General features: G+C 43.7%; 19 protein-coding genes and 1 pseudogene. 15 read left to right on the top strand and 5 right to left on the bottom strand.

Going from position 1 to position 22,095, the window contains the following annotated elements; all coding sequences use genetic code 11:
• Positions 1-7: 7 nt before the first annotated feature.
• The gene (locus NYE36_RS13825; RefSeq protein WP_094032223.1) at positions 8-3,169 is read left to right on the top strand and encodes a bifunctional cytochrome P450/NADPH--P450 reductase; all 3,162 of its coding nucleotides are present in this window, start codon (positions 8-10) and stop codon (positions 3,167-3,169) included.
• A 149-nt stretch (positions 3,170-3,318) separates the two neighbouring features.
• Here the strand turns inward: NYE36_RS13825 and NYE36_RS13820 are convergent, their stop codons facing one another.
• Positions 3,319-4,527: an MFS transporter gene (locus NYE36_RS13820; RefSeq protein ID WP_043021668.1), complete on the bottom strand. Its 1,209-nt coding sequence runs from the start codon at positions 4,525-4,527 to the stop codon at positions 3,319-3,321.
• Positions 4,528-4,651: 124 nt separating this feature from the next.
• Here NYE36_RS13820 and NYE36_RS13815 point away from each other — a divergent pair, with 124 nt between their 5' ends.
• The 6 genes from NYE36_RS13815 to manA all read left to right on the top strand — a co-directional run bounded on the left by NYE36_RS13815 (position 4,652) and on the right by manA (position 12,302).
• A complete protein-coding gene (locus tag NYE36_RS13815) occupies positions 4,652-5,536 on the top strand; it encodes a LysR family transcriptional regulator (RefSeq protein WP_007408231.1) in 885 nt (294 codons plus the stop codon).
• Between the two features lie 66 nt (positions 5,537-5,602).
• Entirely contained in the window at positions 5,603-6,085 is a 483-nt protein-coding gene (gene ybaK / locus NYE36_RS13810; RefSeq protein ID WP_060674684.1) for a Cys-tRNA(Pro) deacylase, read from the top strand.
• Between the two features lie 44 nt (positions 6,086-6,129).
• Entirely contained in the window at positions 6,130-7,047 is a 918-nt protein-coding gene (locus NYE36_RS13805) for an MBL fold metallo-hydrolase (RefSeq protein WP_015240268.1), read from the top strand.
• 229 nt (positions 7,048-7,276) lie between these two features.
• Positions 7,277-9,229, top strand: a complete 1,953-nt coding sequence (locus tag NYE36_RS13800; protein ID WP_015240267.1) for a BglG family transcription antiterminator — start codon at positions 7,277-7,279, stop codon at positions 9,227-9,229.
• Positions 9,230-9,381: 152 nt separating this feature from the next.
• A complete protein-coding gene (locus NYE36_RS13795) occupies positions 9,382-11,340 on the top strand; it encodes a fructose-specific PTS transporter subunit EIIC (RefSeq protein ID WP_342496860.1) in 1,959 nt (652 codons plus the stop codon).
• A gap of 14 nt (positions 11,341-11,354) precedes the next feature.
• Positions 11,355-12,302 (top strand): mannose-6-phosphate isomerase, class I, encoded by a 948-nt coding sequence (gene manA, locus NYE36_RS13790; RefSeq protein WP_015240265.1) that lies wholly within the window; start codon positions 11,355-11,357, stop codon positions 12,300-12,302.
• 84 nt (positions 12,303-12,386) lie between these two features.
• Here the strand turns inward: manA and NYE36_RS13785 are convergent, their stop codons facing one another.
• A complete protein-coding gene (locus tag NYE36_RS13785; RefSeq protein WP_025285032.1) occupies positions 12,387-13,112 on the bottom strand; it encodes a MurR/RpiR family transcriptional regulator in 726 nt (241 codons plus the stop codon).
• 236 nt (positions 13,113-13,348) lie between these two features.
• On the opposite strand from NYE36_RS13785, the gene NYE36_RS13780 reads away from it, so the two are divergent.
• From NYE36_RS13780 to NYE36_RS13745, 8 genes are all read left to right on the top strand, one after another.
• Positions 13,349-14,161, top strand: a complete 813-nt coding sequence (locus tag NYE36_RS13780) for a Cof-type HAD-IIB family hydrolase (protein ID WP_060674672.1) — start codon at positions 13,349-13,351, stop codon at positions 14,159-14,161.
• 32 nt (positions 14,162-14,193) lie between these two features.
• Positions 14,194-14,997: an HAD-IIB family hydrolase gene (locus NYE36_RS13775; protein WP_061890734.1), complete on the top strand. Its 804-nt coding sequence runs from the start codon at positions 14,194-14,196 to the stop codon at positions 14,995-14,997.
• 152 nt (positions 14,998-15,149) lie between these two features.
• Positions 15,150-15,503: a DUF2651 family protein gene (locus NYE36_RS13770; RefSeq protein ID WP_307772235.1), complete on the top strand. Its 354-nt coding sequence runs from the start codon at positions 15,150-15,152 to the stop codon at positions 15,501-15,503.
• Positions 15,504-15,720: 217 nt separating this feature from the next.
• Positions 15,721-16,221, top strand: coding sequence for a DinB family protein (locus NYE36_RS13765; RefSeq protein ID WP_007408241.1), 501 nt, complete (start codon positions 15,721-15,723; stop codon positions 16,219-16,221).
• A 161-nt stretch (positions 16,222-16,382) separates the two neighbouring features.
• Entirely contained in the window at positions 16,383-16,904 is a 522-nt protein-coding gene (gene satA / locus NYE36_RS13760) for a streptothricin N-acetyltransferase SatA (protein ID WP_033574159.1), read from the top strand.
• Positions 16,905-17,098: 194 nt separating this feature from the next.
• Positions 17,099-18,475: a Tet(L)/Tet(K)/Tet(45) family tetracycline efflux MFS transporter gene (gene tet, locus NYE36_RS13755; RefSeq protein WP_094032226.1), complete on the top strand. Its 1,377-nt coding sequence runs from the start codon at positions 17,099-17,101 to the stop codon at positions 18,473-18,475.
• Positions 18,476-18,573: 98 nt separating this feature from the next.
• The gene (locus NYE36_RS13750) at positions 18,574-18,792 is read left to right on the top strand and encodes a hypothetical protein (protein ID WP_033574158.1); all 219 of its coding nucleotides are present in this window, start codon (positions 18,574-18,576) and stop codon (positions 18,790-18,792) included.
• Positions 18,793-18,956: 164 nt separating this feature from the next.
• Positions 18,957-19,490 carry an AAA family ATPase gene (locus NYE36_RS13745; RefSeq protein WP_033574157.1) on the top strand — a complete coding sequence of 178 codons (534 nt, stop codon included), beginning with the start codon at positions 18,957-18,959 and terminating at the stop codon, positions 19,488-19,490.
• 380 nt (positions 19,491-19,870) lie between these two features.
• On the opposite strand, the gene NYE36_RS13740 is transcribed toward NYE36_RS13745, so the two are convergent.
• The 3 genes and pseudogenes from NYE36_RS13740 to NYE36_RS13730 all read right to left on the bottom strand — a co-directional run bounded on the left by NYE36_RS13740 (position 19,871) and on the right by NYE36_RS13730 (position 22,002).
• The gene (locus NYE36_RS13740; protein WP_094032227.1) at positions 19,871-20,425 is read right to left on the bottom strand and encodes a GNAT family N-acetyltransferase; all 555 of its coding nucleotides are present in this window, start codon (positions 20,423-20,425) and stop codon (positions 19,871-19,873) included.
• A 212-nt stretch (positions 20,426-20,637) separates the two neighbouring features.
• Positions 20,638-20,866: pseudogene (locus tag NYE36_RS13735) on the bottom strand (hypothetical protein).
• Positions 20,785-22,002, bottom strand: a complete 1,218-nt coding sequence (locus NYE36_RS13730; RefSeq protein ID WP_094032228.1) for a DUF418 domain-containing protein — start codon at positions 22,000-22,002, stop codon at positions 20,785-20,787. The pseudogene NYE36_RS13735 and the gene NYE36_RS13730 overlap by 82 nt, the downstream one beginning before the upstream one ends.
• Positions 22,003-22,095 lie beyond the last annotated feature (93 nt).

Below are 22,095 nucleotides of genomic sequence, written 5' to 3'. Positions count from 1 at the left end.
GATCGATATGAAACAGCTAAGCGCTATACCGCAGCCGAAAACATACGGACCTCTGAAAAATCTCCCTCACTTGGAAAAAGAAAAACTGTCACAATCGCTATGGAAAATTGCCGAAGAATACGGCCCGATCTTTCGTTTTGAATTTCCGAGCTCTGTCGGGGTCTTCGTCTCAGGCCGCGAGCTCGCGGCAGAAGTCTGTGATGAAAAGCGATTTGACAAAAATCTCAGCAAAGCTTTGCTGAAGGTCCGTGAGTTTGGCGGTGACGGACTATTTACGAGCTGGACTCACGAAAAGAACTGGCAGAAAGCGCATCGGATTTTATTGCCGAGCTTCAGCCAGAAGGCGATGAAAGGCTATCATTCAATGATGCTGGATATTGCCATGCAGCTCGTGCAGAAGTGGAGCAGATTAAATCCGAATGAAGAAATTGACGTTGCCGAAGATATGACGCGCCTGACGCTGGATACAATCGGCCTGTGCGGATTTCATTACCGCTTTAACAGCTTTTACCGCGACACACAGCATCCTTTTATCACAAGTATGCTTCGTGCGCTGCAGGAGGCAATGCGCCAATCGCAGAGACACAGCCTGCAGGACAAGCTGATGATCAAAACGAGACATCAGTTCCAGCAGGATATTGAAGAGATGAATTCGCTTGTAGACCGGATCATCGCTGAGCGGAGGGAAAATCCGGATGAGAATCTGTCTGACCTTTTAGCATTGATGCTTGAAGCGAAAGACCCTGTAACGGGGGAAAGGCTGGATGATGAAAATATCCGTTATCAAATCATTACCTTTTTGATCGCTGGGCATGAAACCACAAGCGGGCTGCTTTCTTTTGCGATATACTGCCTGCTGAAAAATAAAGATAAATTGAAAAAAGCCGTTCAGGAAGCCGAGCGGGTGCTGACGGGAGAGACCCCTGAATATAAGCAGATTCAGCAGCTGACATATATCCGCATGGTGCTAAACGAGACTTTGCGGCTGTATCCGACTGCCCCGGCATTTTCTCTGTACGCGAAAGAAGATACGGTTCTCGGCGGGAAATATCCGATTGCGAAGGGACAGCCGGTGACGATTCTGACTCCGCAGCTGCACCGGGATAAAAGCGCGTGGGGAGAAGATGCCGAGTCATTCCGTCCGGAAAGGTTCAGTGATCCCGCGGCCATTCCGGCAGATGCGTATAAGCCGTTCGGAAACGGACAGCGCGCATGCATCGGGATGCAGTTTGCCCTGCAGGAAGCGACAATGGTGCTCGGCCTTGTCCTGAAACACTTTGAACTGATTGATCATACTGATTATGAGCTTACGATTAAAGAAGCTCTAACCATTAAGCCCGGTGATTTTAAAATCCGTGTGAAAAACAAGGACGTGTCCAATCATCAGCCCGTACAAAACCATAAAGCTGAAGGAAGCGGCCACAAAGAAGAAACGAAAGAAATCCCGTCCCACGGAACGCCGCTTCTCATTCTTTACGGATCAAATTTAGGAACTGCGGAAGGAATCGCGGAAGAGCTGGCTGATATCGGAAGAAGCAAAGGATTTTCAACTGAAACCGGCCCGCTCGATGATTATGCCGGGAAACTGCCTGTAAAAGGCGCGGTCGTTATTGTTACGGCTTCTTATAACGGGGCGCCGCCTGATAATGCGGCGGGTTTTGTGAAATGGATGGAAACCCTTGAAGATCAGGAATTAAAGGGTGTTTCTTACGCCGTCTTCGGCTGCGGAGACCGCAACTGGGCCGCCACTTACCAAAGGATCCCCCGCCTGATAGACAAAGTGCTTGAAGAAAAAGGGGCAAAACGGCTGACCTCTATCGGGGAGGGCGACAATGCCGATGATTTTGAGTACAGTCAGGAAGTCTGGGAAGACTCATTCTGGAAGGACATCATGAAAGCTTTTCATATAGAGTCCGCTCCAAAACAGACAAACAAATCACAGTTATCAATCGAATACGTAAGTGAAGCAGCCGAGACGCCGATTGCCAAAACGTACAAAGCATTTGAGGCGGAGGTCATTACGAACAAAGAGCTTCATACCGAAAGCAGCAAGCGCTCAGTCCGGCATATTGAGCTGCGTCTCCCCGAAACAGAAACGTATCAGGAAGGAGATCATCTCGGGGTGCTTCCGCAAAACAGCGGGGAACTGATCAGCCGTGTCATTCGCCGATTCGGTCTTGATCCGAACCAGCACTTTAAGATCAAGGGCCGGCAGCTGCCTCATCTGCCGATGGACCGGCCGGTTAATGCACCGGAGCTTTTGGCGTCCTATGTAGAGCTGCAGGAGCCGGCAACGAGAGCCCAGCTTCGCGAACTTGCCGCACATACCGTGTGCCCGCCGCACCAAAAAGAATTGGAGCATCTTTATTCTGATGATGCGGCATATAAAGAAAACGTGCTGAAAAAACGAATGACCATGCTGGACCTGCTGGAAGATTATCCCGCATGTGAACTGCCGTTTGAGCGCTTTTTAGAACTTCTGCCGTCCTTAAAGGCGCGCTATTATTCAATCTCAAGCTCACCGAAGGCAGCCAGCGGGGAGCTCAGTATCACGGTCGGCGTTGTGACGGCTCCGGCATGGAGCGGCCGTGGGGAATACCGGGGCGTGGCTTCGAACTATTTAGCCGGATTACAAAAAGGCGATTCTGCCGTCTGTTTCATCCGCTCGCCGCAGTCGGGTTTCGCATTGCCTGAAAATCCGACAACGCCTCTCATTATGGTCGGAGCAGGCACAGGAATTGCGCCGTTCAGGGGATTTATCCAGGCGCGGGCTGCCGAAAAAATGTCCGGTAACAGCCTGGGCGAAGCTCATTTATACTTCGGCTGCAGGCATCCTGAAGAAGACGATCTGTACAAAGATGAATTCGACCATGCGGAGAAAAACGGCCTTGTCACCGTGCATCGGGCGTATTCCAGGTTAAATCAGGACTGTAAAGTATATGTACAGGATGTTCTGCTTCGCGAGGCTGCACAAATTATTGCCCTTCTTGACCAAGGGGGCCATCTCTATATATGCGGTGACGGAAGCAAAATGGCTCCGGCTGTCGAAAATGTACTGCTTCAGGCGTATGAAAAGGTGCATAACACTGATTCAAAAGTTTCCTTGGAGTGGCTTGAACAGCTGCAGGCGGAAGGAAGATATGCGAAAGATGTTTGGGCAGGTATGTAACAGAAGAGTGAGACAACTGAAGAATGTTTTTTAATTGAAGAAAGCCGGCACGATATTTGAAATCTACTGAATCAAAAGGAATAGTTATAGGGAGTATCGTGCCGGCCTTATCTTTAGTATCGGACAAAAGACACAAATCTTTAATGTTTTTATTGATTTACATGCAGGCGGCTATGTCCCTTTTTTCTGAATTCCGCCAGAAATAAAACCGGATAAGACAGCAATAGCAAAACCGAAATAAATGAAATGATACCGATCCAATGAAAATGCGTCCAAAAGAAACCGCCGCAAGACCCTGCCACGCTTGAACCGATATAGTATGCAAGCAGATATAATGAAGAGGCTTGCGCACGATGATCACCGGCTGCGCGGCCGACCCAGGCGCTTGCGATCGAATGCGCGCCGAAAAAGCCGAAGGTAAAGACGGCAATCCCCGCGATTTTGAGCGCAAGCTGGGGCAAAAGTGTCACCGCTGCGCCGGCAAGCATAACAAAAATCGCAATCTTAATCATTTTCGCGCTTCCGAAAAGATCTGCTTTTTTCCCCATATAGACCGAGCTGAACGTTCCCGCGAGATAGACAATAAAAATAAAACCGATCACAGTCTGCGACAAATGATAAGGAGCCGCCATTAAATGAAAGCCGATATAATTATATAATGTCACAAAACTCCCCATTAATATAAATCCCAGAGATATTAACAAAAGCAGCCGTTTGCGGTGCAGGACCGCTCCGTATTCCTTACATGCCGCTTTTACGCCCGCATGCCGCTGAGATGAATGGCGCGGAGCCGGAAGAAAACGCCAAAACAAATAGCTTAATACAATAGAAAGAATGCCGATGATGGCAAGCGCCGGCCGCCAGCCGAATACATCGGTCAGAAGCCCCGTTAACAGCCTGCCGCTCATTCCCCCGATGCTTGTGCCGCTGATATACAAGCCCATCATTTTCCCGAGGCCCTTCGGATCAAACTCCTCGCCTACATATGTCATAGCGACAGCCGGAACGCCTGCCAGGAAAATACCGAGCAGCGCTCTCATCGCCAAAAGCGCGGGAAAAGCCGGACTGAACGCTGTTAATAGACCTAAAACAGAAGTAGCTGTTAACGACAGCACCATTAATTTTTTTCTGCCGAATCCGTCAGACAACGAAGCGGCGGCCAATAATGAAAATGCCAAAACGGCTGTTGAGATGGATAAAGTTAAGCTGGCAGCCGCAGCGGAAATATGAAACTCTTCCGAAAACAAAGGCATAAGCGGCTGTGTCGTGTAAAGCGTGGCGAAGGTCACAAAGCCGCTGATAAACAGAGCCAAGCTGGCCTTTCTGTAAGCCTTTGTATGAGGCTGAATAAACGTCATGAATGTCCCTCTTTTCTCACTGTTGGTTATATATGTATCGTACGCTTTTCATTTCAATGTGTCTAATTTATAATAACTATAGAATTAATGCGTGTAGGTTATGAAGAAAGGGGAGAAGGAGAAAATGGAGCTTCATCAAATTGACAACTTCATTGCGGCGGCAACTCATCAGCATTTCACAAATGCGGCAAAAGAAAGAATGATTTCTCAGCCGGCATTAAGCCGATCGATTATCAGGCTCGAAGAAGAATTAGGCGCGCCGTTATTTTACAGAGAGACAAAAGCCGTCCGGCTGACAAGGCACGGAGAGCAGTTCTTAATAAAAGCAAAACAAGCGAGACGAGCTTTAAATGAAGGCGTTGAACAAGTGAAAAAGAATATGAGCCTGGAGCACGGCGAAATATCTGTATCTTTTCTTCATACACTCGGGCTGCGCTTAATGCCTCAGCTGATTGCCGAATTTAAAAAGCTATACCCAAACGTGACCTTCCGGCTTTATCAAGGCGCAAATGAAACGCTTCGCAAAATGGTGGAAACGGGAGATGCGGATATCTGTCTCAGCTCCCCGCCGCTTCCCAGCGAGCTTTTACAATGGACAGTGCTGGAGAAAGAGCCTCTTTATGCGGTGCTACCTGAGAACCACCCGCTTGCAGGAAATAAAAGCATTCAAATGAAAGAGATGCAGGACGAGGATTTTGTGGGTTTTAAACCGGGATACGGGCTGAGGTATATGTTTGATCTGATGTGCCGGGATTTGAATATACACCCGCATCTCGCATTTGAAGGAGAGGAAGTGTCAACCATATTAGGGCTGACCGCCGCGGGTCTGGGGGCTGCAGTGCTGCCGAAAACCGCGGAGCATTCATACTTTCCGGTCGTTTTTCTTCCGGTTGCAGATTACCAATGCGAACGCACCATAGCGTTAGCCCAGCTGAAAAACCATGCTCTCTCTCCCGCTGCTGAGCGTTTTAAACAGTTTGCACTTGAGTATTACAAAGCACGCAACTGAGCGGTCATTTTATTAAAATCGAAGTTGAAAATAAAGCAGAAAGAAATACAAAAACGGAGGAAAACCATGGCGAAAAAAACAGTGAAAACAAATGCTGTCCGTATCATTGAGCAGCAAAACATTCCCTATGAGCTATTAGGTTACAAAACAGAAGGGGGACAGCCCGCAGACGGTCTTTCCGTTTCACAAAAAATCGGATACGCTGCCGAATATGTTTATAAAACCTTAGTGGCATCTGCAGGAACTGATCGTTATTACGTCTTTGTCGTTCCCGTTGCAAAAGAACTGAATCTGAAAAAAGCTGCGAAGGCGGCAGGTGAGAAGAAAATAGAAATGATTGCCACGAAGGACCTTTTGGGAGTAACCGGCTATATGCGCGGCGGCTGCTCTCCGATCGGCATGAAAAAAAGGTTTCCGACTTTTATTGATAGATCCGCTGAAACACTGGAGTTTATGATTGTCAGTGCGGGGAAAATCGGAATGCAGCTGAAAGCAGCGCCTCAAGATTTGGCCAAAGCAAGCGGGGCGGTATTTACAGACATTGTATAAATGTCCGATGAATCTAATGGAACACGTGTCAAGGGAGAATGATAATGAAAAAAAGATATGAAAACTTGAATGGCGTGAAGAATGAACATGGATTCAGGGACATGTGGAAATGGATGAAAGAACGAAGAGAAAAAAGTAAAGACTTAAGCGAGAACATTCCGAAAGCGGTCACAAGGGATGTCCGTGATGTTGCCGTCAATCGGACGGAAACCGCCATAACTTGGATCGGCCATTCTTCATTTCTGATCCAAATACAGGGGCTTAACATAATGACCGACCCTGTATGGGCGCGGCGGATGGGTTTTCAAAAACGGCTGACAGAGCCGGGATATGAATTGAGCGAACTGCCTGACATTGATGCCGTGCTCATTTCACACGGGCATTATGACCATCTTGATTTTCCGAGTATAAAAAAACTGAGAGGAAACCCGGATTTTTACGTGCCTGCGGGATTGAAAAAGCTGTTCAACAAAAAAGGCCGCAAAAACGTTCATGAAATGAATTGGTGGGATCGTTTTGAGATGCGGGGGGTGAATATATCATTTGTTCCGGCCCAGCACTGGACACGGAGAACGCTTTGGGATACCGATACCTCTCATTGGGGAGGCTGGGTCATAGAAAGCAAAAACGGCGAGTCCATCTATTTTGCAGGAGATACAGGCTATTTTGAAGGCTTTAAAGAAATCGGAGAGAGGTTTCGTATTAAGGCGGCTCTGATGCCGATCGGAGCATACGAACCGGAATGGTTTATGCAAGTGTCACATATCAATCCGGAAGACGCCGTAAAAGCGTTTTTGGAGCTGAAGGCTGACAGCTTCATTCCCATGCATTACGGGGCATTCCGGCTTGCTGATGATACAGGCCCGGAAGCATTAAGCAGACTGCACGGCGAGTGGGATCGGCTTGCATTACCTCCTGAAAACCTGAAAGCATTAGCGCTTGGCGAAACATTTTGGCTGTAACAGCAGGTTTTCGCTGCCGACACCAATCGTTTAAAAACGGTTGGTGTTTTGACGTCAATCAAAGGTGAATTGTCTCTGTATAAAACATGATTTTTCCGGAACATGCGGTAAAAAACAAAACTTTTTACTCTTTTGTTTCACTATAAAATGAAAACGGTTTCGTATGCGCAGTATATTTAACCTATCACAATTGCTCCAGCAGAAACGGACAGGAAGGATAGAAAAACAGATGAAATACATGAATTCAAGGCAGAAAAAGATTTTGTATCTGTTGTTATCTGAACCTGATGACTACTTAGTTGTGCAAGATTTCGCAGACAGGGTCCGCTGTTCTGAAAAAACGATCAGGAATGATTTGAAAACGATTGAAGATTTCCTGAATGAACATGCTCAAGCTCAGCTGATCCGCAAACCGGGATTAGGCGTCTATTTACATATATCTGAACAGGAAAGGTCACGGTTAAGCCGGCAAATTTATAATGAGCACTTTACGTGCGGGCACAAGACCGATGAAGAAAGAATACTTCACATCGCTTATGATTTATTAATGAATTCAAAGCCCGTTTCCGCAAAAGAAATTGCCGCACAGCATTTTGTAAACAGAGCTTCCATTAAAAAGGATGTAAGTGCGGTTGAGGAGTGGCTGAAGCGATTTGATCTCATACTGGTTTCTAAACAGCGGCTTGGCTTAAAGATTGAAGGGGACGAAAAAAACAAAAGAAAAGCATTGGCGCGAATTTCAGATTTGATTGATAATACGGAGTTTACAAGCCAATTTATAAAAAGTAAGTTTTTAAGTCATGAAGCGGACTTTGTGAGAAAAGAAATCAAGTTATTACAAAAAAACCATTCTATCTATTTTACGGATGAAACATTTGAAAGTTTGCTGCTGCATACATTGCTGACTATCCGCCGTATCAAAATGAAACAGCCGGTCGCCATTTCTGCAAGACAGCTGGACGCGGTAAAAAAGAAGAAAGAATATGAATGGACACTGGCTTGTTTAAAACGGCTTGAGCCGGTATTTGCCATCCGGTTTCCTGAGGAAGAAGCCGTCTATTTAACTTTACATATAATAGGCGGGAAAGTCCGCTATCCATCGCAGCAAGAAAAGAAGCTTGATCTTGAAGATTCTGAGCTTTCCAAAGTCGTCAGGCATTTGATCAATCGTGTTTCAGAACTGCAAATGCTGGATTTTCATAAAGACCAGGAACTAATCAACGGATTGAACATTCATCTCGATCCGGTGTTGAAGCGGCTGAGCTATGATCTCTCTGTTTCAAACCCCATGCTTCACGACATCAAAAAAATGTACCCTTATTTGTTTCATCTTATCATTGACGTTTTAGAAGACATCAATCAAACATTTGATCTTTATATTCCTGAAGAAGAGGCGGCCTATTTGACGCTGCATTTTCAGGCAGCGATCGAACGGCTGCGCCGAAACAGTCATAACCCTAAAAGGACGATCATCGTCTGCCATATGGGCATTGGCATGTCGCAATTGCTGCGGACTAAAATTGAACGCAAATTTCATCACATTACGGTAAAAGACTGTATCGCAAAAGCGGAGCTGACAGAGTATATCAAAAAGCATAAAGATATAGATTTCGTCATTTCTACGATAGGGCTTGGAAATGTAACGATCCCTCATATTGTCGTATCACCGCTTTTGGAGTCTGCTGATGAAAAGAAGCTCAGCGCATTTATGCAACAGCTTGATACATCACATCGCCGGGAGCAAAAAACGTTTAAAATGCTGAACGACACGACTCCGTTTCTCGTTTTTTTACAGCAAGAGACAGAGCACCGTTATCAGGTCATTGAAAAGCTGGCGCAGGCTTTGTATGAAAAAGGCTATGTAGAAAAAGAGTATGGCATTCATGCAGTAATGAGAGAAAAAATGTCGGCGACAAATATCGGGGCGGGTATTGCCATCCCTCACGCGAACTCTAAATATATCAAACAATCAGCCATTGCAATCGCCACCTTAAAAGAGCCGATTGAATGGGGGACAGAAAAGGTGTCGCTCGTTTTTATGCTTGCCGTCAAACACGAAGATCAAAACAAGGTAAAGCAATTATTCAGTGAGCTTTCCTATCTTAGCGAGCAGCCGGCATTTATTCAAAAACTGACGGAAGAAAAAAATGTGATGACGTTTTTATCGTATTTAAACTATTAAAAGCAGGGAATGGCTCCCTGCTTTTTTTCTGTTTATAGGGAAAAATGCCGTTATTTCCGGAACTTATGGTAAAAAAACGCGCTTATCACAGGCTGATTTCAGTATAAAGTTGAGACAAGATCTTGAAATTCAGACTGCAAAGGAGGATTTATATGAAACTGTTAGCGATTACATCATGTCCGAACGGCATTGCCCATACGTATATGGCTGCTGAAAATTTACAAAAAGCAGCCGGCAGATTAGGCGTTGAGATCAAAGTGGAAACCCAGGGCGGAATCGGGGTGGAAAATAGGCTGACCGAAGAGGAAATCCGGGAAGCAGACGCAATCATTATCGCGGCGGACCGCTCGGTGAACAAAGACCGATTCGCGGGAAAAAAGCTGCTGGCCGTCGGGGTTCAGGAAGGCATCCGCAAACCGGAAGAATTAATTCAAAAAGCGCTTAGCAGTGAAGTGCCGGTCTATCAATCTGCTTCAAAAGCTGAATCCGCAAGTCAGCAGGGCAAAAAACAAAACCCGATTTACCGTCATTTAATGAACGGCGTTTCTTTTATGGTTCCTTTCATTGTCGTCGGCGGATTATTGATAGCGGTTGCATTGACGCTTGGAGGAGAAAAAACACCAAAGGGCTTAGTCATTCCGGACGAGTCTTTTTGGAAGATGATTGAACAGATCGGCAGTGCTTCTTTTTCATTCATGATCCCGATTTTAGCCGGGTACATCGCGTTCAGCATCGCTGATAAGCCGGGTCTTGTCCCCGGAATGATCGGCGGATATATTGCGGCATCCGGCAGCTTTTACGACAGTGCAAGCGGCGCAGGATTTCTTGGAGGAATCATTGCGGGATTTTTGGCGGGATATGCGGCGCTTGGAATCAAAAAATGTAAAGTTCCTAAAGCAATACAGCCGATTATGCCGATCATTATTATTCCGGTGTTTGCCTCACTGATCGTCGGTTTGGCGTTTGTATTTCTGATCGGCGCCCCCGTCGCTCATATTTTCGCATCATTAACGGTTTGGCTTGCGGGAATGAAAGGTTCGAGTTCAATTCTTCTGGCATTGATTTTAGGAGCGATGATCTCCTTTGATATGGGAGGACCCGTAAACAAGGTGGCCTTTCTTTTCGGATCGGCAATGATCGGAGAAGGAAATTATGAAATCATGGGCCCGATTGCCGTTTCCATTTGTATACCGCCGATAGGGCTTGGGATTGCAACGTTTTTAGGAAAAAGAAAATTCGCCGCCGCAGAAAAAGAAATGGGAAAAGCATCATTTACGATGGGCCTTTTCGGTATCACGGAAGGAGCCATTCCATTTGCGGCCCAAGACCCCCTTCGTGTGATCCCGAGTATTATGGCGGGTTCTATGACCGGATCGGTGATAGCGATGATCGGCCATGTGGGGGACAGAGTGGCACACGGCGGCCCCATCGTTGCTGTACTTGGAGCAGTAGATCATGTACTGATGTTTTTTATCGCTGTAACAGCAGGTTCTCTTGTCACCGCTCTGTTGGTTAATGTACTGAAGAAAGATATGGCGAAATCCCCCGCGCCCGGCGAGGTGCTGCCGTCTGCCGCACCAAATGAAGCTGCAGCGGCAAAAGAAACAAAGGAACCATCTCAGGCTGACAGCCGAAAAGCCGGGATGACCGAAATCAAAAAACTGACTGACATTATCAGTACGGACTTGATTGAACCGCATTTATCCGGCGAAACGAGGGATGACATTATCGATGAAATGATCGAGAAAATGTCCCGTAAAGGTATGCTGCTGTCTGACAGCGGATTTAAGCAGGCCATTTTGAGCCGGGAACAGCAGGGAACCACGGCGATAGGTATGAATATCGCCATTCCGCACGGAAAGTCTGAAGCCGTCAAAACGCCGGGTGTCGCATTCGGAATAAGACGTTCGGGTGTTGACTGGAACAGCCTTGATGGTTCTGATGCAAAACTGATTTTTATGATTGCCGTACCGAAGGAAAGCGGCGGAAATCAGCATCTGAAAATATTGCAGATGTTATCCCGAAAACTGATGGATGACAGCTATCGGGAAAGGCTGCTCTCCGTTCAGACAAAAGAAGAGGCGTATGAGCTTCTGGAAGAAATCGAATAAAGCGGGGGATGATCATGTCTACTGAACCGATATTTTTCAATCCGGTTTTCAAAGAAAGAATCTGGGGAGGCGCCGCCCTGCGTGATTTTCACTATAATATTCCGTCCGAGCGGACAGGGGAGTGCTGGGCCTTCGCCGCTCATCAAAATGGACAGAGCACAGTTCGAAACGGCATGTATAAAGGATGTACGCTCGGTGAATTGTGGGAGCATCACAGAGATTTATTCGGAAACCTTGAAGGAGACCGTTTTCCTCTTCTTACAAAAATTTTGGACGCGGACCAAGACCTGTCCGTTCAGGTGCATCCGAATGATGACTTTGCCAAAATGCATGAAAACGGGGAACTTGGAAAAACCGAATGCTGGTATATCATTGATTGTGAAAAAGATGCGGAGATCATTTTCGGCCACAACGCAACAACAAAAGAAGAACTGATGTCCATGATTGAGCGGGGAGAATGGGACGGGCTCCTGAACAGAGTTAAGGTAATGCCGGGAGATTTCTTCTTTGTCCCAAGCGGCACCGTACACGCGATTGGAAAGGGCACACTTATTTTAGAGACGCAGCAAAATTCAGATACGACTTACAGATTGTATGACTACGGAAGAAAAGATGCGGACGGCAGGATGCGCGAGCTCCATTTGAAAAAAAGTATAGAAGTGATAGACGTTCCATCTGTCCGTGAACGGCCGACCGTTCAATATAAACAAACAGATGATTTGCTGGCAGCTGTTTTAATAGAATGTCCTTATTTTTCAGTCGAAAAGTGGGTTGTAAAAGGTGAAGCAAATCTATTCCAGCATCATCCCTTCCTTCTTGTCAGCGTGATCGAAGGAGACGGAATAATGATTGCAGGCGGGCATGAATATCCCTTTAGAAAAGGAGATCATATTCTCCTGCCTTCCGGTTTGGGAGAATATAAACTGGCAGGCCATGCAAATTGTATTGTGTCTCATCTGTGATCCTCAAAACCCTTCTCTGGCATCAGAGAAGGGTTTTACAAAAAGGGCGAAATCTCCAGTGTATCAGTGTTTTCGTTCCTGAATTTATTCTCTCAATTTGTATATCTCCCGAGCCATTGATTCAAGTATGTACATAGCGGGGATTTGGGTGGTGATATTCGCATTTTCAACCCATTCTTCCGTCACGTAATATGAAATATTCACATCGGACATTTTGGCAATGGTTGAATGTTTATGATTTGTAATACTGATGACCCGGCTGCCTTCTTGTTTCAGCTGATTCAGATGAGTCACCGTAGAATCTCCTTCACCTGAAACCGATAATGCGATTGTGATGCTGTTATGGCGGAAATGGGAATGGGCCGGAAAGTAAGGATCTTTAATATACATTGAAAGTTTCCCTAAGCACGAAAAATATCTGGCTCCGTATTCGGCGAGAATTCCTGAACTTCCCACTCCGATAAAAATAACGCTTTCTGCATCCGCCGCAAGGGCTGCTGCTTCCTTCAGCTTTTCTTCCATCCCTCCGCTTACTGTTCTTTCAAAAAATTCGGCAACGGAATGATGGGGACTCTTTAAAATCGTTTTTTTATTTGCCTCCGTATACATTTTCAGCTTCACCTTAAACTCCGAAAACCCTTCACAGTTTATTTTTTTGCAGAAACGTAAAATAGAAGCCGTAGATACATGGGTTTCATTTGCCAATTCACGGATTCGCATATAGACGACTTTCTCGCTGTTTTGGGAGATGTAGTTGTATAAAGAAGTTTCAAGCTCGTTAAATGAAGCAATCATTTCGTGTGTGAACATGCAGGGGGATTCTCCTTTTTATGAGAATGGTGAATGTACATCTAATCGTAACATATCATTTTTAAAAGAAACATAGTGTTATATTTATGTGACAAATCACTTTTTGTGTCATTCAAAACAAGACGTCAGCCAATGATTTACGGCGCAAAACAACTGCGGATATAATTCGTTCATACGCTTTATGCATGATCTCTTCAAGGGTCTCTGACAAAAGCGGCCGAAAAAAGGAGGACAATATGAGTATCAAACTGATAGCGGTTGATATGGACGGAACGTTTTTGAATGATGAAATGGCATATAACAAAGAGCGTTTTATGAATCAGTATCGTGAATTAAAATCGCGGGGAATTAAATTTGCCGTAGCAAGCGGAAACCAGTATGCGCAGCTTACATCCTTCTTTCCGGAAATCAAAAGTGAAATCGCTTTCGTTGCCGAGAATGGCGCTTTCGTCGTGAATGCCGGAGAAGAATTATTCGCGGGCAGGATGTCTGAAGACACTATAAAAGCAGTGATCCGTGCTTTAAAGCAGTATGAGGTGAAAAACGTCATTGCCTGCGGAAAAAAAAGCGCGTATATTCATGAAAATGCCGGTGAAGATGAATATCTGCATGCCAGTAAGTATTATTATGTGTTAAAAAGGGTGCCGCATTTTGAAAACATCGATGATGACATTTTGAAATTTTCCATCAGCTTTCCCGCCGAACATTGTTCCGCACTTCTGAGCCGTTTAAAAAACGCCATCGGGTCTTTCGTCACGCCTGTATCAAGCGGGCACGGTGACATAGATCTGATCATACCGGGGCTTCATAAAGCAAGCGGGATTAAGCTCCTCCAGAAACAATGGGGGATGGGCGATGAAGAGTGTGCGGCCTTCGGAGACAGCGGCAATGATTTGGAGATGGTGTCTGCCGTGAAATATGGAGTCGCCATGGATAATGCACATGAAAGCATTAAACAGGCTGCGGCGCATATCACGCAATCAAACAATGAAGAAGGGGTCTTAAATGCGATTGATTCCATCCTCAAATGTGAAAAACCCTTTGTCTGAAAAAGACGTTTTAACTGCGGAGGTGCTGAACGATGATTAAATTAGTGATTACGGATTTAGACGGTACATTTTTAAATAATCAAGGCGATTTTGACAGAACGTTATTTGAAAAAACAAAACGAGTAATGGAGGAACAGCATGTCGCTTTCGCCATCTGCACCGGGAAGCAGTGTGAAAGGGTGGAAGCTTTATTCGGAGAAGATGCGAACGATTTTTGGATTTTAGGAGACAGTGCCACACGTATAAAAAAGAACGGCAAGTTCGTATATGAATCTTTGATCAGCAATGAAGCGGGACTGTCAATTATAGGCGCTTTAGAAAAAATCAGCTGCGGGCATAGCATTATCGCATGCACAAAAAATGGCGCGATCGTAAAAGAAAATCTGTCTGAAAGTGAAATGAAATATGTAAATGCCTCTTATGCACATGTAACGAAAATAACTGATTTTACTGAGATAAAAGACGATTTTATCAAGATTACGGTTCATGACCCCGACGCCAACTGTCCGGAAACGAGAGAAAAGCTGCATGAATTTTTTCACCAATTATATATCGTAGCATCAGAGGATACCTGGATGGACATATCAAATATCGGAATACATAAAGGAACAACAGTACAAGAACTGCAGCGATTATTAGGGGTTTCGGCTGATGAAACAATGGCGTTCGGAGACGGCCGCAATGACAAAGAATTGATGGAAGCGGCATCCTACAGCTTTGCGGTTAAGAACGCCATTGACGAAATAAAAGATGCGGCGCACTTTGTCATCAAATCAAATGAGGAAAGCAGCGTCATGCACACGATTTTGAGAATATTAGCGCTGCAAAAACAATGATGGGCTAAAATCAATGCGGCAGGGCTTACTAGGGATAGAAAAAGCGGGCTATCCTCAGACTTTAATTCACTTCTGGTTTTTCTAAAATATGTTAAAAATGAATAAATATCTATATTTGACTCGATGGTATTGGTATAATATGTATAAAATGAATGAAGCGGTGTAATATCAAGATGAAAAAAATCACTTCATATCAGACAAAAAGTCGGAACTGCCTCGTTTTGAAATTGGGAGGTGTTTGTATTAGCCCGCTGTTGAGCCCCGCGTATATCATTCTTATTTTTCTTCCGGCAGCTTCTTTTCTGTTAGGGATTTTAGGATATTTCATCTTTAAAAAAGTATGGATGATGGTTGTTATTGTCTTCATTTTGTCCTTGATATTCATGTTTATTGTAATAGGCGCCGAACCGACATTTTTCATTTGGGTGGCTATGATGACGGGGAGCTGTTTTGTCTCCGGTTCAATTACTAAGACGATATGGACTTTCGCAAAGCGAAAGTATTAGACAGAAGAATCCTGTTTGAACAGCTATCCTTTTTTTGTCGATTGAAGAAAAAGAAGTATAGAGTTATCCGTTATGTTCTTATATTTTGTCTGTTGTTGTCAGATCGGGCTTTCTGTTGAAAATGTCTGTCTATCGTTTTGTTCTTTTTTAACTAAACGGAGCACTATAATTGAACTGTAGATACATAGAAAAACAAAAAAGGATAAGGAGGATTTTTATGTTTCAAACCTTAGACCATTTTTTGAAATCTTGGGAATTCGAAGCCGATGCGACACAAAAACTGCTGAATCATCTGACTGATGAATCACTTAAACAAGAAATCACTTCTGAACATTGGACTTTAGGCCGTATTGCTTGGCATACTGTCGCTGCCATTCACATCATTACCTCAAACACAGATTTAACGTTTCACGCTCCGGCCGAAGATTATCCTGTTCCTGCATCGGCGCGGTTTATTGCTGAGAGTTATCATCAAGCCAGTAATGCATTTGTACAGGCGTTAAAAACGCAATGGACTGACGATACACTTCAAGAATGTGTCAACTTTATTGGTCAGCAATTGCCAAATGGTTCACTTTTGATGTTTTTAATTCAACATCAAAACCATCATCGAGGACAAATGACTGTCCTTATGAGACAAGCAGGTTTACCTGTTCCGGGTATTTACGGTCCGGCAAAAGAGGAATGGATTAAATTCGGTTTGGAAGCTCCGAAATAGGATATTGTTGTAAGGGCTCGAATGAATAGATGATACCAATCGATGTTGGTATCTTTTTTGTTTTAGTCTTAGAGTGATTAAACCGGTATCCATGACATGCAGACGAATCAACAGTTCAATAGATGTAAATTAAGGTCAATAAATGCAGAAAGGTGATTATGATGATAACTAAAATGACGCGATTCAATATGAAAGACTTCAATAAACCAAACGAACCTTTCGTAGTTTCAGGGAGAATCATCCCTTCATTTGAGGACAATGTTTGGACATATACAGAGGAGAAATTTGCTGAGCCTTATGTCAAAAAATATGACGATGAAGACATTGATGTCAGTTATATTGAAGAAGAGGATAAAGTTGTCTTTTTTTATTACGCAGAGAACGACTGTGTCGGCCGGAGTAAGCTTCGTTCTAATTGGAATGGATACGCACTGATTGAAGACATTGCCGTTGCAGAAGATTATAGAAAAAATGGTGTCGGGACGGCTTTATTGCATAAAGCGATTGAGTGGGCAAAGGAGAATCATTTATGCGGTCTTATGCTTGAAACACAAGATATTAATGTTTCAGCTTGTCATTTTTATGCCAAAAATAACTTTGTCATAGGAGCGGTCGATACAATGCTTTATTCCAATTTTTCAACAGCAAATGAAATTGCGGTTTTTTGGTACTGTAAATTTTAGATGTTTCGTCATTTAGCGGGTGTGTGTCGCGAAGTATTCAAAACATCTGCTTGAGGATTTATAATAAGGTATATCAATCAATGCAGGGGGAGTTATGGATGAAGTGCAAAAAAATGAACAGGGTACAATTAAAAGAGGGAAGCGTATCAATGGCCCTATAAACTGCGTCTGCCCTCATTAATGGAGGGAAAGTTGTGAATACGCCTTATTCACAGTCAGCGTTACGGCACAACCAAGTGTTCATTTGGCTTTGTGTTCTGTCATTTTTCAGCGTATTAAATGAAATGGTTTTGAACGTCTCGTTACCTGATATCGCCAACGATTTTCATAAACTGCCGGCGAGTGCAAACTGGGTGAACACGGCCTTTATGTTAACCTTTTCCATCGGAACTGCTCTGTATGGGAAGTTATCAGATCAGCTGGGCATCAAAAAGCTGCTCCTATTTGGAATTATGGTAAATGGCTTCGGGTCGATCATTGGATTTGTCGGACACTCTTTCTTTCCTGTAATCATTCTGGCCCGATTTATTCAAGGGGCTGGTGCAGCCGCATTCCCGGCCCTTGTGATGGTTGCAGTAGTACGCTATATTCCGAAAGAAAACAGGGGTAAAGCATTTGGTCTGATCGGGTCGCTGGTGGCAATGGGGGAAGGCGCCGGACCAGCTATTGGAGGAATGATCGCTCATTATATTCATTGGTCATATTTGCTGCTTATTCCGACAGCAACAGTTATCACCGTTCCATTCTTGATGAAACTGCTGGAAAAGGAAGAAAGAATCAGCGGGCGCTTTGATATGGCGGGAATTATATTAATATCTGCAGGCATCGTATTTTTTCTGCTGTTTACAACGTCATATAGACTATCTTTTCTGATCATCAGTATTCTAGCTTTCCTGATATTTGTGAAACATATTAGGAAAACTCAAGATCCCTTTGTTGACCCTGCACTGGGGAAAAATGTCTTATTTATGATGGGCGTCCTTTGCGGAGGCCTGATATTCGGCACTGCTGCAGGATTTGTGTCTATGGTTCCTTATATGATGAAAGATGTTCACCATTTAAGTACTGCGGCAATTGGAAGCGGGATTATGTTTCCCGGAACGATGAGCGTCATCATCTTCGGTTACATTGGAGGATGGCTTGTTGATCGGAAAGGTTCTTTATATGTGCTGACCATTGGGATTGCATTGATGTCTTTCAGCTTTTTAATCGCTGCCTTTTTTATAGATGCGACACCATGGCTCATGACCGTTATCATCGTTTTTGTTTTTGGGGGGCTCTCCTTCACAAAAACGGTTATATCTACAATTGTGTCTGGCAGTTTGAAACAAAAGGAAGCCGGCGCCGGAATGAGTCTGCTTAATTTTACGAGCTTTTTATCAGAGGGAACGGGTATTTCGATTGCAGGCGGTTTATTATCGACCCGCTTGCTGAATCAAAGGCTGCTGCCTGTTAACGCTGATCATTCCGCTTATTTGTACAGTAATATGCTCATTCTTTTTGCAGGAATCATCGTTTTGAGCTGGCTGGTAAACATGAATGTCTATAAACGTTCGCAAAGAAATGACTAAAAAGGGAAAAGGATCAAACTTGATAAAAGTTTTGATCCTTTTTTTGAGGAGCTTCCTTATTCCGAAACCTTTTGTCGATCAATGAAAGGGGAGTTAAAGTGAATTACATTTATAAGAAAAAGGAAAAGAAAAATGGAAATTGTATCATTTCAATCAGAGATAAATGGGAGAATGCACTTATTGAGTTTGAACAAAAAAATAATCAAATTGAGATCATGATCAATTATCGTAACGAGAAAACAACCAAGTTTTCACTGCCAATCGAGACTTTTGAGAAAGTGTATGAGGATATTAAAATAGGCCGGGGAGAAAGTTAATCATTCTTTTTGAAAATGACCATGATGTTCGTAAGCAGTATGGTTTTAACACGCATTTGGATTTCCCTGGCAAAATAAAGGTTTTTGGGGATTTATGTTAAAATAATAGTAAGAACCTTGGGCAGCGGACAGGGAGTTTCGTTGCTTCATAAGGAGAGGGAACTATGAATAATATTCACATACTGGGAGCCTCCGGAGTCGGAACTTCAACACTGGGTGTTGCATTATCAAAGCATTTGCCTCATACGCATCTTGATACCGATGATTACTATTGGACAGATAAATTCACTAAGAAAAGAGAAATTCCTGAAAGAAGAAAGTTGCTTGAAAAAGACTTGACAATAAATGAGAAATGGATTCTTTCTGGCGCAGTGTGCGGCTGGGGCGATGATCTAAAAAGTTATTTTGACCTTGTCATCTTCTTATGGATTCCGCAAGATATACGGCTTGAGAGATTAAGGCATAGGGAATTTCAGCGTTATGGAAACGAAGTGTTAGCCGGCGGCAGTAAATATGAACAATCAAAAACATTTTTAGAGTGGGCTTCTTTATATGATAATGCCGGAATGGAAGTTCGAAGCAAAGCTTTACACGAACATTGGATGGCGGATTTATCTTGTCCATTGCTGAAAATTGAAGGAGATTACTCAGTCAATGAAAGAGTTGATCGTGTCTTGGATTATCTGAATTTTAATTAAACTAACGGATGGTGATAACTGAAAAACCAAAATTCAAAGACAGTTCCGGCCATTTTAACGGAGCTGTTTTTTTATACCGCTTTCAGTTTCTCTGTTGTGAAGTGATTTATTTTCGGCAGCATCCCACAATAGAGAAGTGATTTGTTCTTCATTAAGTTCTCCGTTGGAGTATTTCTCTAAAATTCGTATAAATCGTTCATCACCTAATCAATTATTTCTTTGTTTATTTTTATTCTCCATCTCATTTTCAGACTGAATTAAAGCCCTCTCATAACGAGAAGGGCTTTCCACAATATATTTTTAGAATTTTTTCGATCCAAACAAATATCTATAAAAAAGATACCGGCAACTTTCTGCGGCATCTCGCAGTGTTCAATTGTTTAGTGCTTTTTTTTCATAATCTTTACAAATCTGAAAAAGTCATCATCCGGCAGGGGCTTGTCATCTTCGCGTCCATTGCGATGCATATGCGGATCAGAGTGATGTTCATTGTAGAACTCTACGATATGGAATCCGCACTTATTCACATAGAAGTTGATATTTCGCTTTTCGAAATAAGGTGTCACGGTTTCCCAAAGCACAGTATCCGGATACTGTGCTTCTATGGCTTTCCAAGCAGAAAGACCAATCCCCTGGCTGTGATGTTCTGGAGATACATAGAATAAATCTAGCGAATTATGATGTGTTTCGCTGTTGATACGTACTACTGCACCACCTACCTTCTTACCATCCCGAAGAATATGATAAACGACTGCTCCGGGAGCGTCGAAAGATTCCTGAACATCATTGTCCGATGGAATCGGTCCATCTTCGCAATCACCGAACGTTTCAATCACGGCGATCGCAAAGGCTTCTTGTAATTTTTTTTGGAATTCTGGCAGATCAGATTCCTTTGCTGGTTCCAGAATAACTTTTGGTTCCTTTTTTGTGTTCATGATTGCTCACTCCTTCAGTTGCTGAAATAACGAGTTCAGTCGTTCAGTAAAACATTCCAGCTGCTCTGCCGCTTTTTCTTCCGCGGTAAATTTGGCGTTAAAATACTTGCTGCAAAGGTTTAGTTATTATTCTCGAATTTTTCCTATCACAAAATCGCATAAAATAGTCGAATGTGTTGCCCTTGACTATAGGCATGCGCAAAAGATTCATTTTAGATTCGATCACGAGCTATGCACATTGAGTAAACTCTGGTGAATTTTCTGTCAGAGTTAGCCCAAAGAAGCACTAAATAATATAAAAGTTTAATACCCACTTCCGTCAACAACTAATTTGAAGTCATGCAATCTGTGCAAAGGGGTTATTTCGGAATTGATTTTTCCGAATGCAGCGGAGTCGCTTTGGGACTTCCGTTTACTTTGCCGTACGTCAGCTTGCGCCATATCAATTCCATCGGACCGTACTTAAACCGTTTCAACCACAATGTACTAAAGCTCATAAGCACGAAGTACACGGCCAGACTGAACATGAACGTGCCGGCGGATTGAATATGATCCGCAAGCCCGAATCCGTACCGGAGGAACAAAACTGTTCCAATGATAGAGTGAAGCAGATAGCAGGTCAATGACATCCGTCCGACTTTGGTGAATATCATCATAGGGCCTCGCAGCTGAGGAACGTACAGAAACAGCATTGCAAAAGTGCTCATATAAAACATACTTCCGGTTAAGCCGCCATTTTGACCCACGACAGAGGAAATGTCCTTCCACAGCATATTCTCAGAAAGATTAGACATGTCTAGTAATATACTGCTTTGTGTTATTAGAAAAGCGATTGTGCTAATGATCCAGATACGCTTCCATATGAACTTTTTCGCTTCCATGTCTTTGAAAAATTCCATCTTAACAAAGTACACGCCCAGCAGAAACATGAGAAACATGGAATAGATCATAGAGAAAGAGCTAGCCGCCATCGTGACCATATCTGTCCACCGGGTGCTGATGGATTCCATGTAGGTAAGGCTTGTGTGGCTAAACAAAGTAAACTCTGAAAAATTCGGGTTTTTTGACCCTGCAGTATTGATGACATTGTACAACATTGTGAAAACAGGAGTCAGGAATTGAAACACGATAAGTGCGATAATCCATCTAAGAACCGTTTTGGCCGTGCGTTTATAGAAAGCGAGTAACAGGAAGCCGCTTACGGCGTAAAAGGTCAATATGTCACCGACCCAAACAAATGTAATGTGCAAAATGCCAAACCCCAACAGGATAGATAACCTGCGGGCAAACAGCTTGTTGGGACTATCTACCTTCTGCGCGGCTCGATCCATAAAGATCATAAACCCAACTCCGAACAAGAAGGAGAATAATGTAACGAATTTCCCTTCGGCAAACCAGGAAACCAGATTGTGCAGGAGGTCACCGGAGGCCATTTCGAATCCCTTTACTGAATCTACGATCAGAAAATAGTTGACAATAATAATGCCAAGCAAGGCAAATCCACGTACGATATCCAGAAAATGAACCCGTTCCCGCAGACTCACTGGTTGCCCGCGTTCTTCTTTTTGTACAATCATATCAATACTCCTTTCCCATTTACCATTGCAATGTGCAGTGCGGATCTGAAAAACTCGAGCCTTACAATGGATAAATATAAAGACAGAATCTTA

Origin of the sequence: Bacillus sp. FSL R5-0593 (genome assembly GCF_038603755.1) — a bacterium.
Classification (GTDB): Bacteria; Bacillota; Bacilli; order Bacillales; family Bacillaceae; genus Bacillus; species Bacillus velezensis.
Note: the sequence above shows the minus strand (reverse complement) of the source record. Positions and strands in the feature narration are given on the sequence as shown.

Bases quoted from the DNA above. Each gene is read 5' to 3' on its own strand.
- NYE36_RS13825 (WP_094032223.1), top strand. From the start codon at position 8: ATGAAACAGCTAAGCGCTATACCGCAGCCGAAAACATACGGACCTCTG.
- NYE36_RS13820 (WP_043021668.1), bottom strand. From the start codon at position 4,527: ATGACGTTTATTCAGCCTCATACAAAGGCTTACAGAAAGGCCAGCTTG.
- NYE36_RS13815 (WP_007408231.1), top strand. From the start codon at position 4,652: ATGGAGCTTCATCAAATTGACAACTTCATTGCGGCGGCAACTCATCAG.
- ybaK (WP_060674684.1), top strand. From the start codon at position 5,603: ATGGCGAAAAAAACAGTGAAAACAAATGCTGTCCGTATCATTGAGCAG.
- NYE36_RS13805 (WP_015240268.1), top strand. From the start codon at position 6,130: ATGAAAAAAAGATATGAAAACTTGAATGGCGTGAAGAATGAACATGGA.
- NYE36_RS13800 (WP_015240267.1), top strand. From the start codon at position 7,277: ATGAAATACATGAATTCAAGGCAGAAAAAGATTTTGTATCTGTTGTTA.
- NYE36_RS13795 (WP_342496860.1), top strand. From the start codon at position 9,382: ATGAAACTGTTAGCGATTACATCATGTCCGAACGGCATTGCCCATACG.
- manA (WP_015240265.1), top strand. From the start codon at position 11,355: ATGTCTACTGAACCGATATTTTTCAATCCGGTTTTCAAAGAAAGAATC.
- NYE36_RS13785 (WP_025285032.1), bottom strand. From the start codon at position 13,112: ATGTTCACACACGAAATGATTGCTTCATTTAACGAGCTTGAAACTTCT.
- NYE36_RS13780 (WP_060674672.1), top strand. From the start codon at position 13,349: ATGAGTATCAAACTGATAGCGGTTGATATGGACGGAACGTTTTTGAAT.
- NYE36_RS13775 (WP_061890734.1), top strand. From the start codon at position 14,194: ATGATTAAATTAGTGATTACGGATTTAGACGGTACATTTTTAAATAAT.
- NYE36_RS13770 (WP_307772235.1), top strand. From the start codon at position 15,150: ATGAAGCGGTGTAATATCAAGATGAAAAAAATCACTTCATATCAGACA.
- NYE36_RS13765 (WP_007408241.1), top strand. From the start codon at position 15,721: ATGTTTCAAACCTTAGACCATTTTTTGAAATCTTGGGAATTCGAAGCC.
- satA (WP_033574159.1), top strand. From the start codon at position 16,383: ATGATAACTAAAATGACGCGATTCAATATGAAAGACTTCAATAAACCA.
- NYE36_RS13745 (WP_033574157.1), top strand. From the start codon at position 18,957: ATGAATAATATTCACATACTGGGAGCCTCCGGAGTCGGAACTTCAACA.
- NYE36_RS13740 (WP_094032227.1), bottom strand. From the start codon at position 20,425: ATGAACACAAAAAAGGAACCAAAAGTTATTCTGGAACCAGCAAAGGAA.
- NYE36_RS13730 (WP_094032228.1), bottom strand. From the start codon at position 22,002: ATGATTGTACAAAAAGAAGAACGCGGGCAACCAGTGAGTCTGCGGGAA.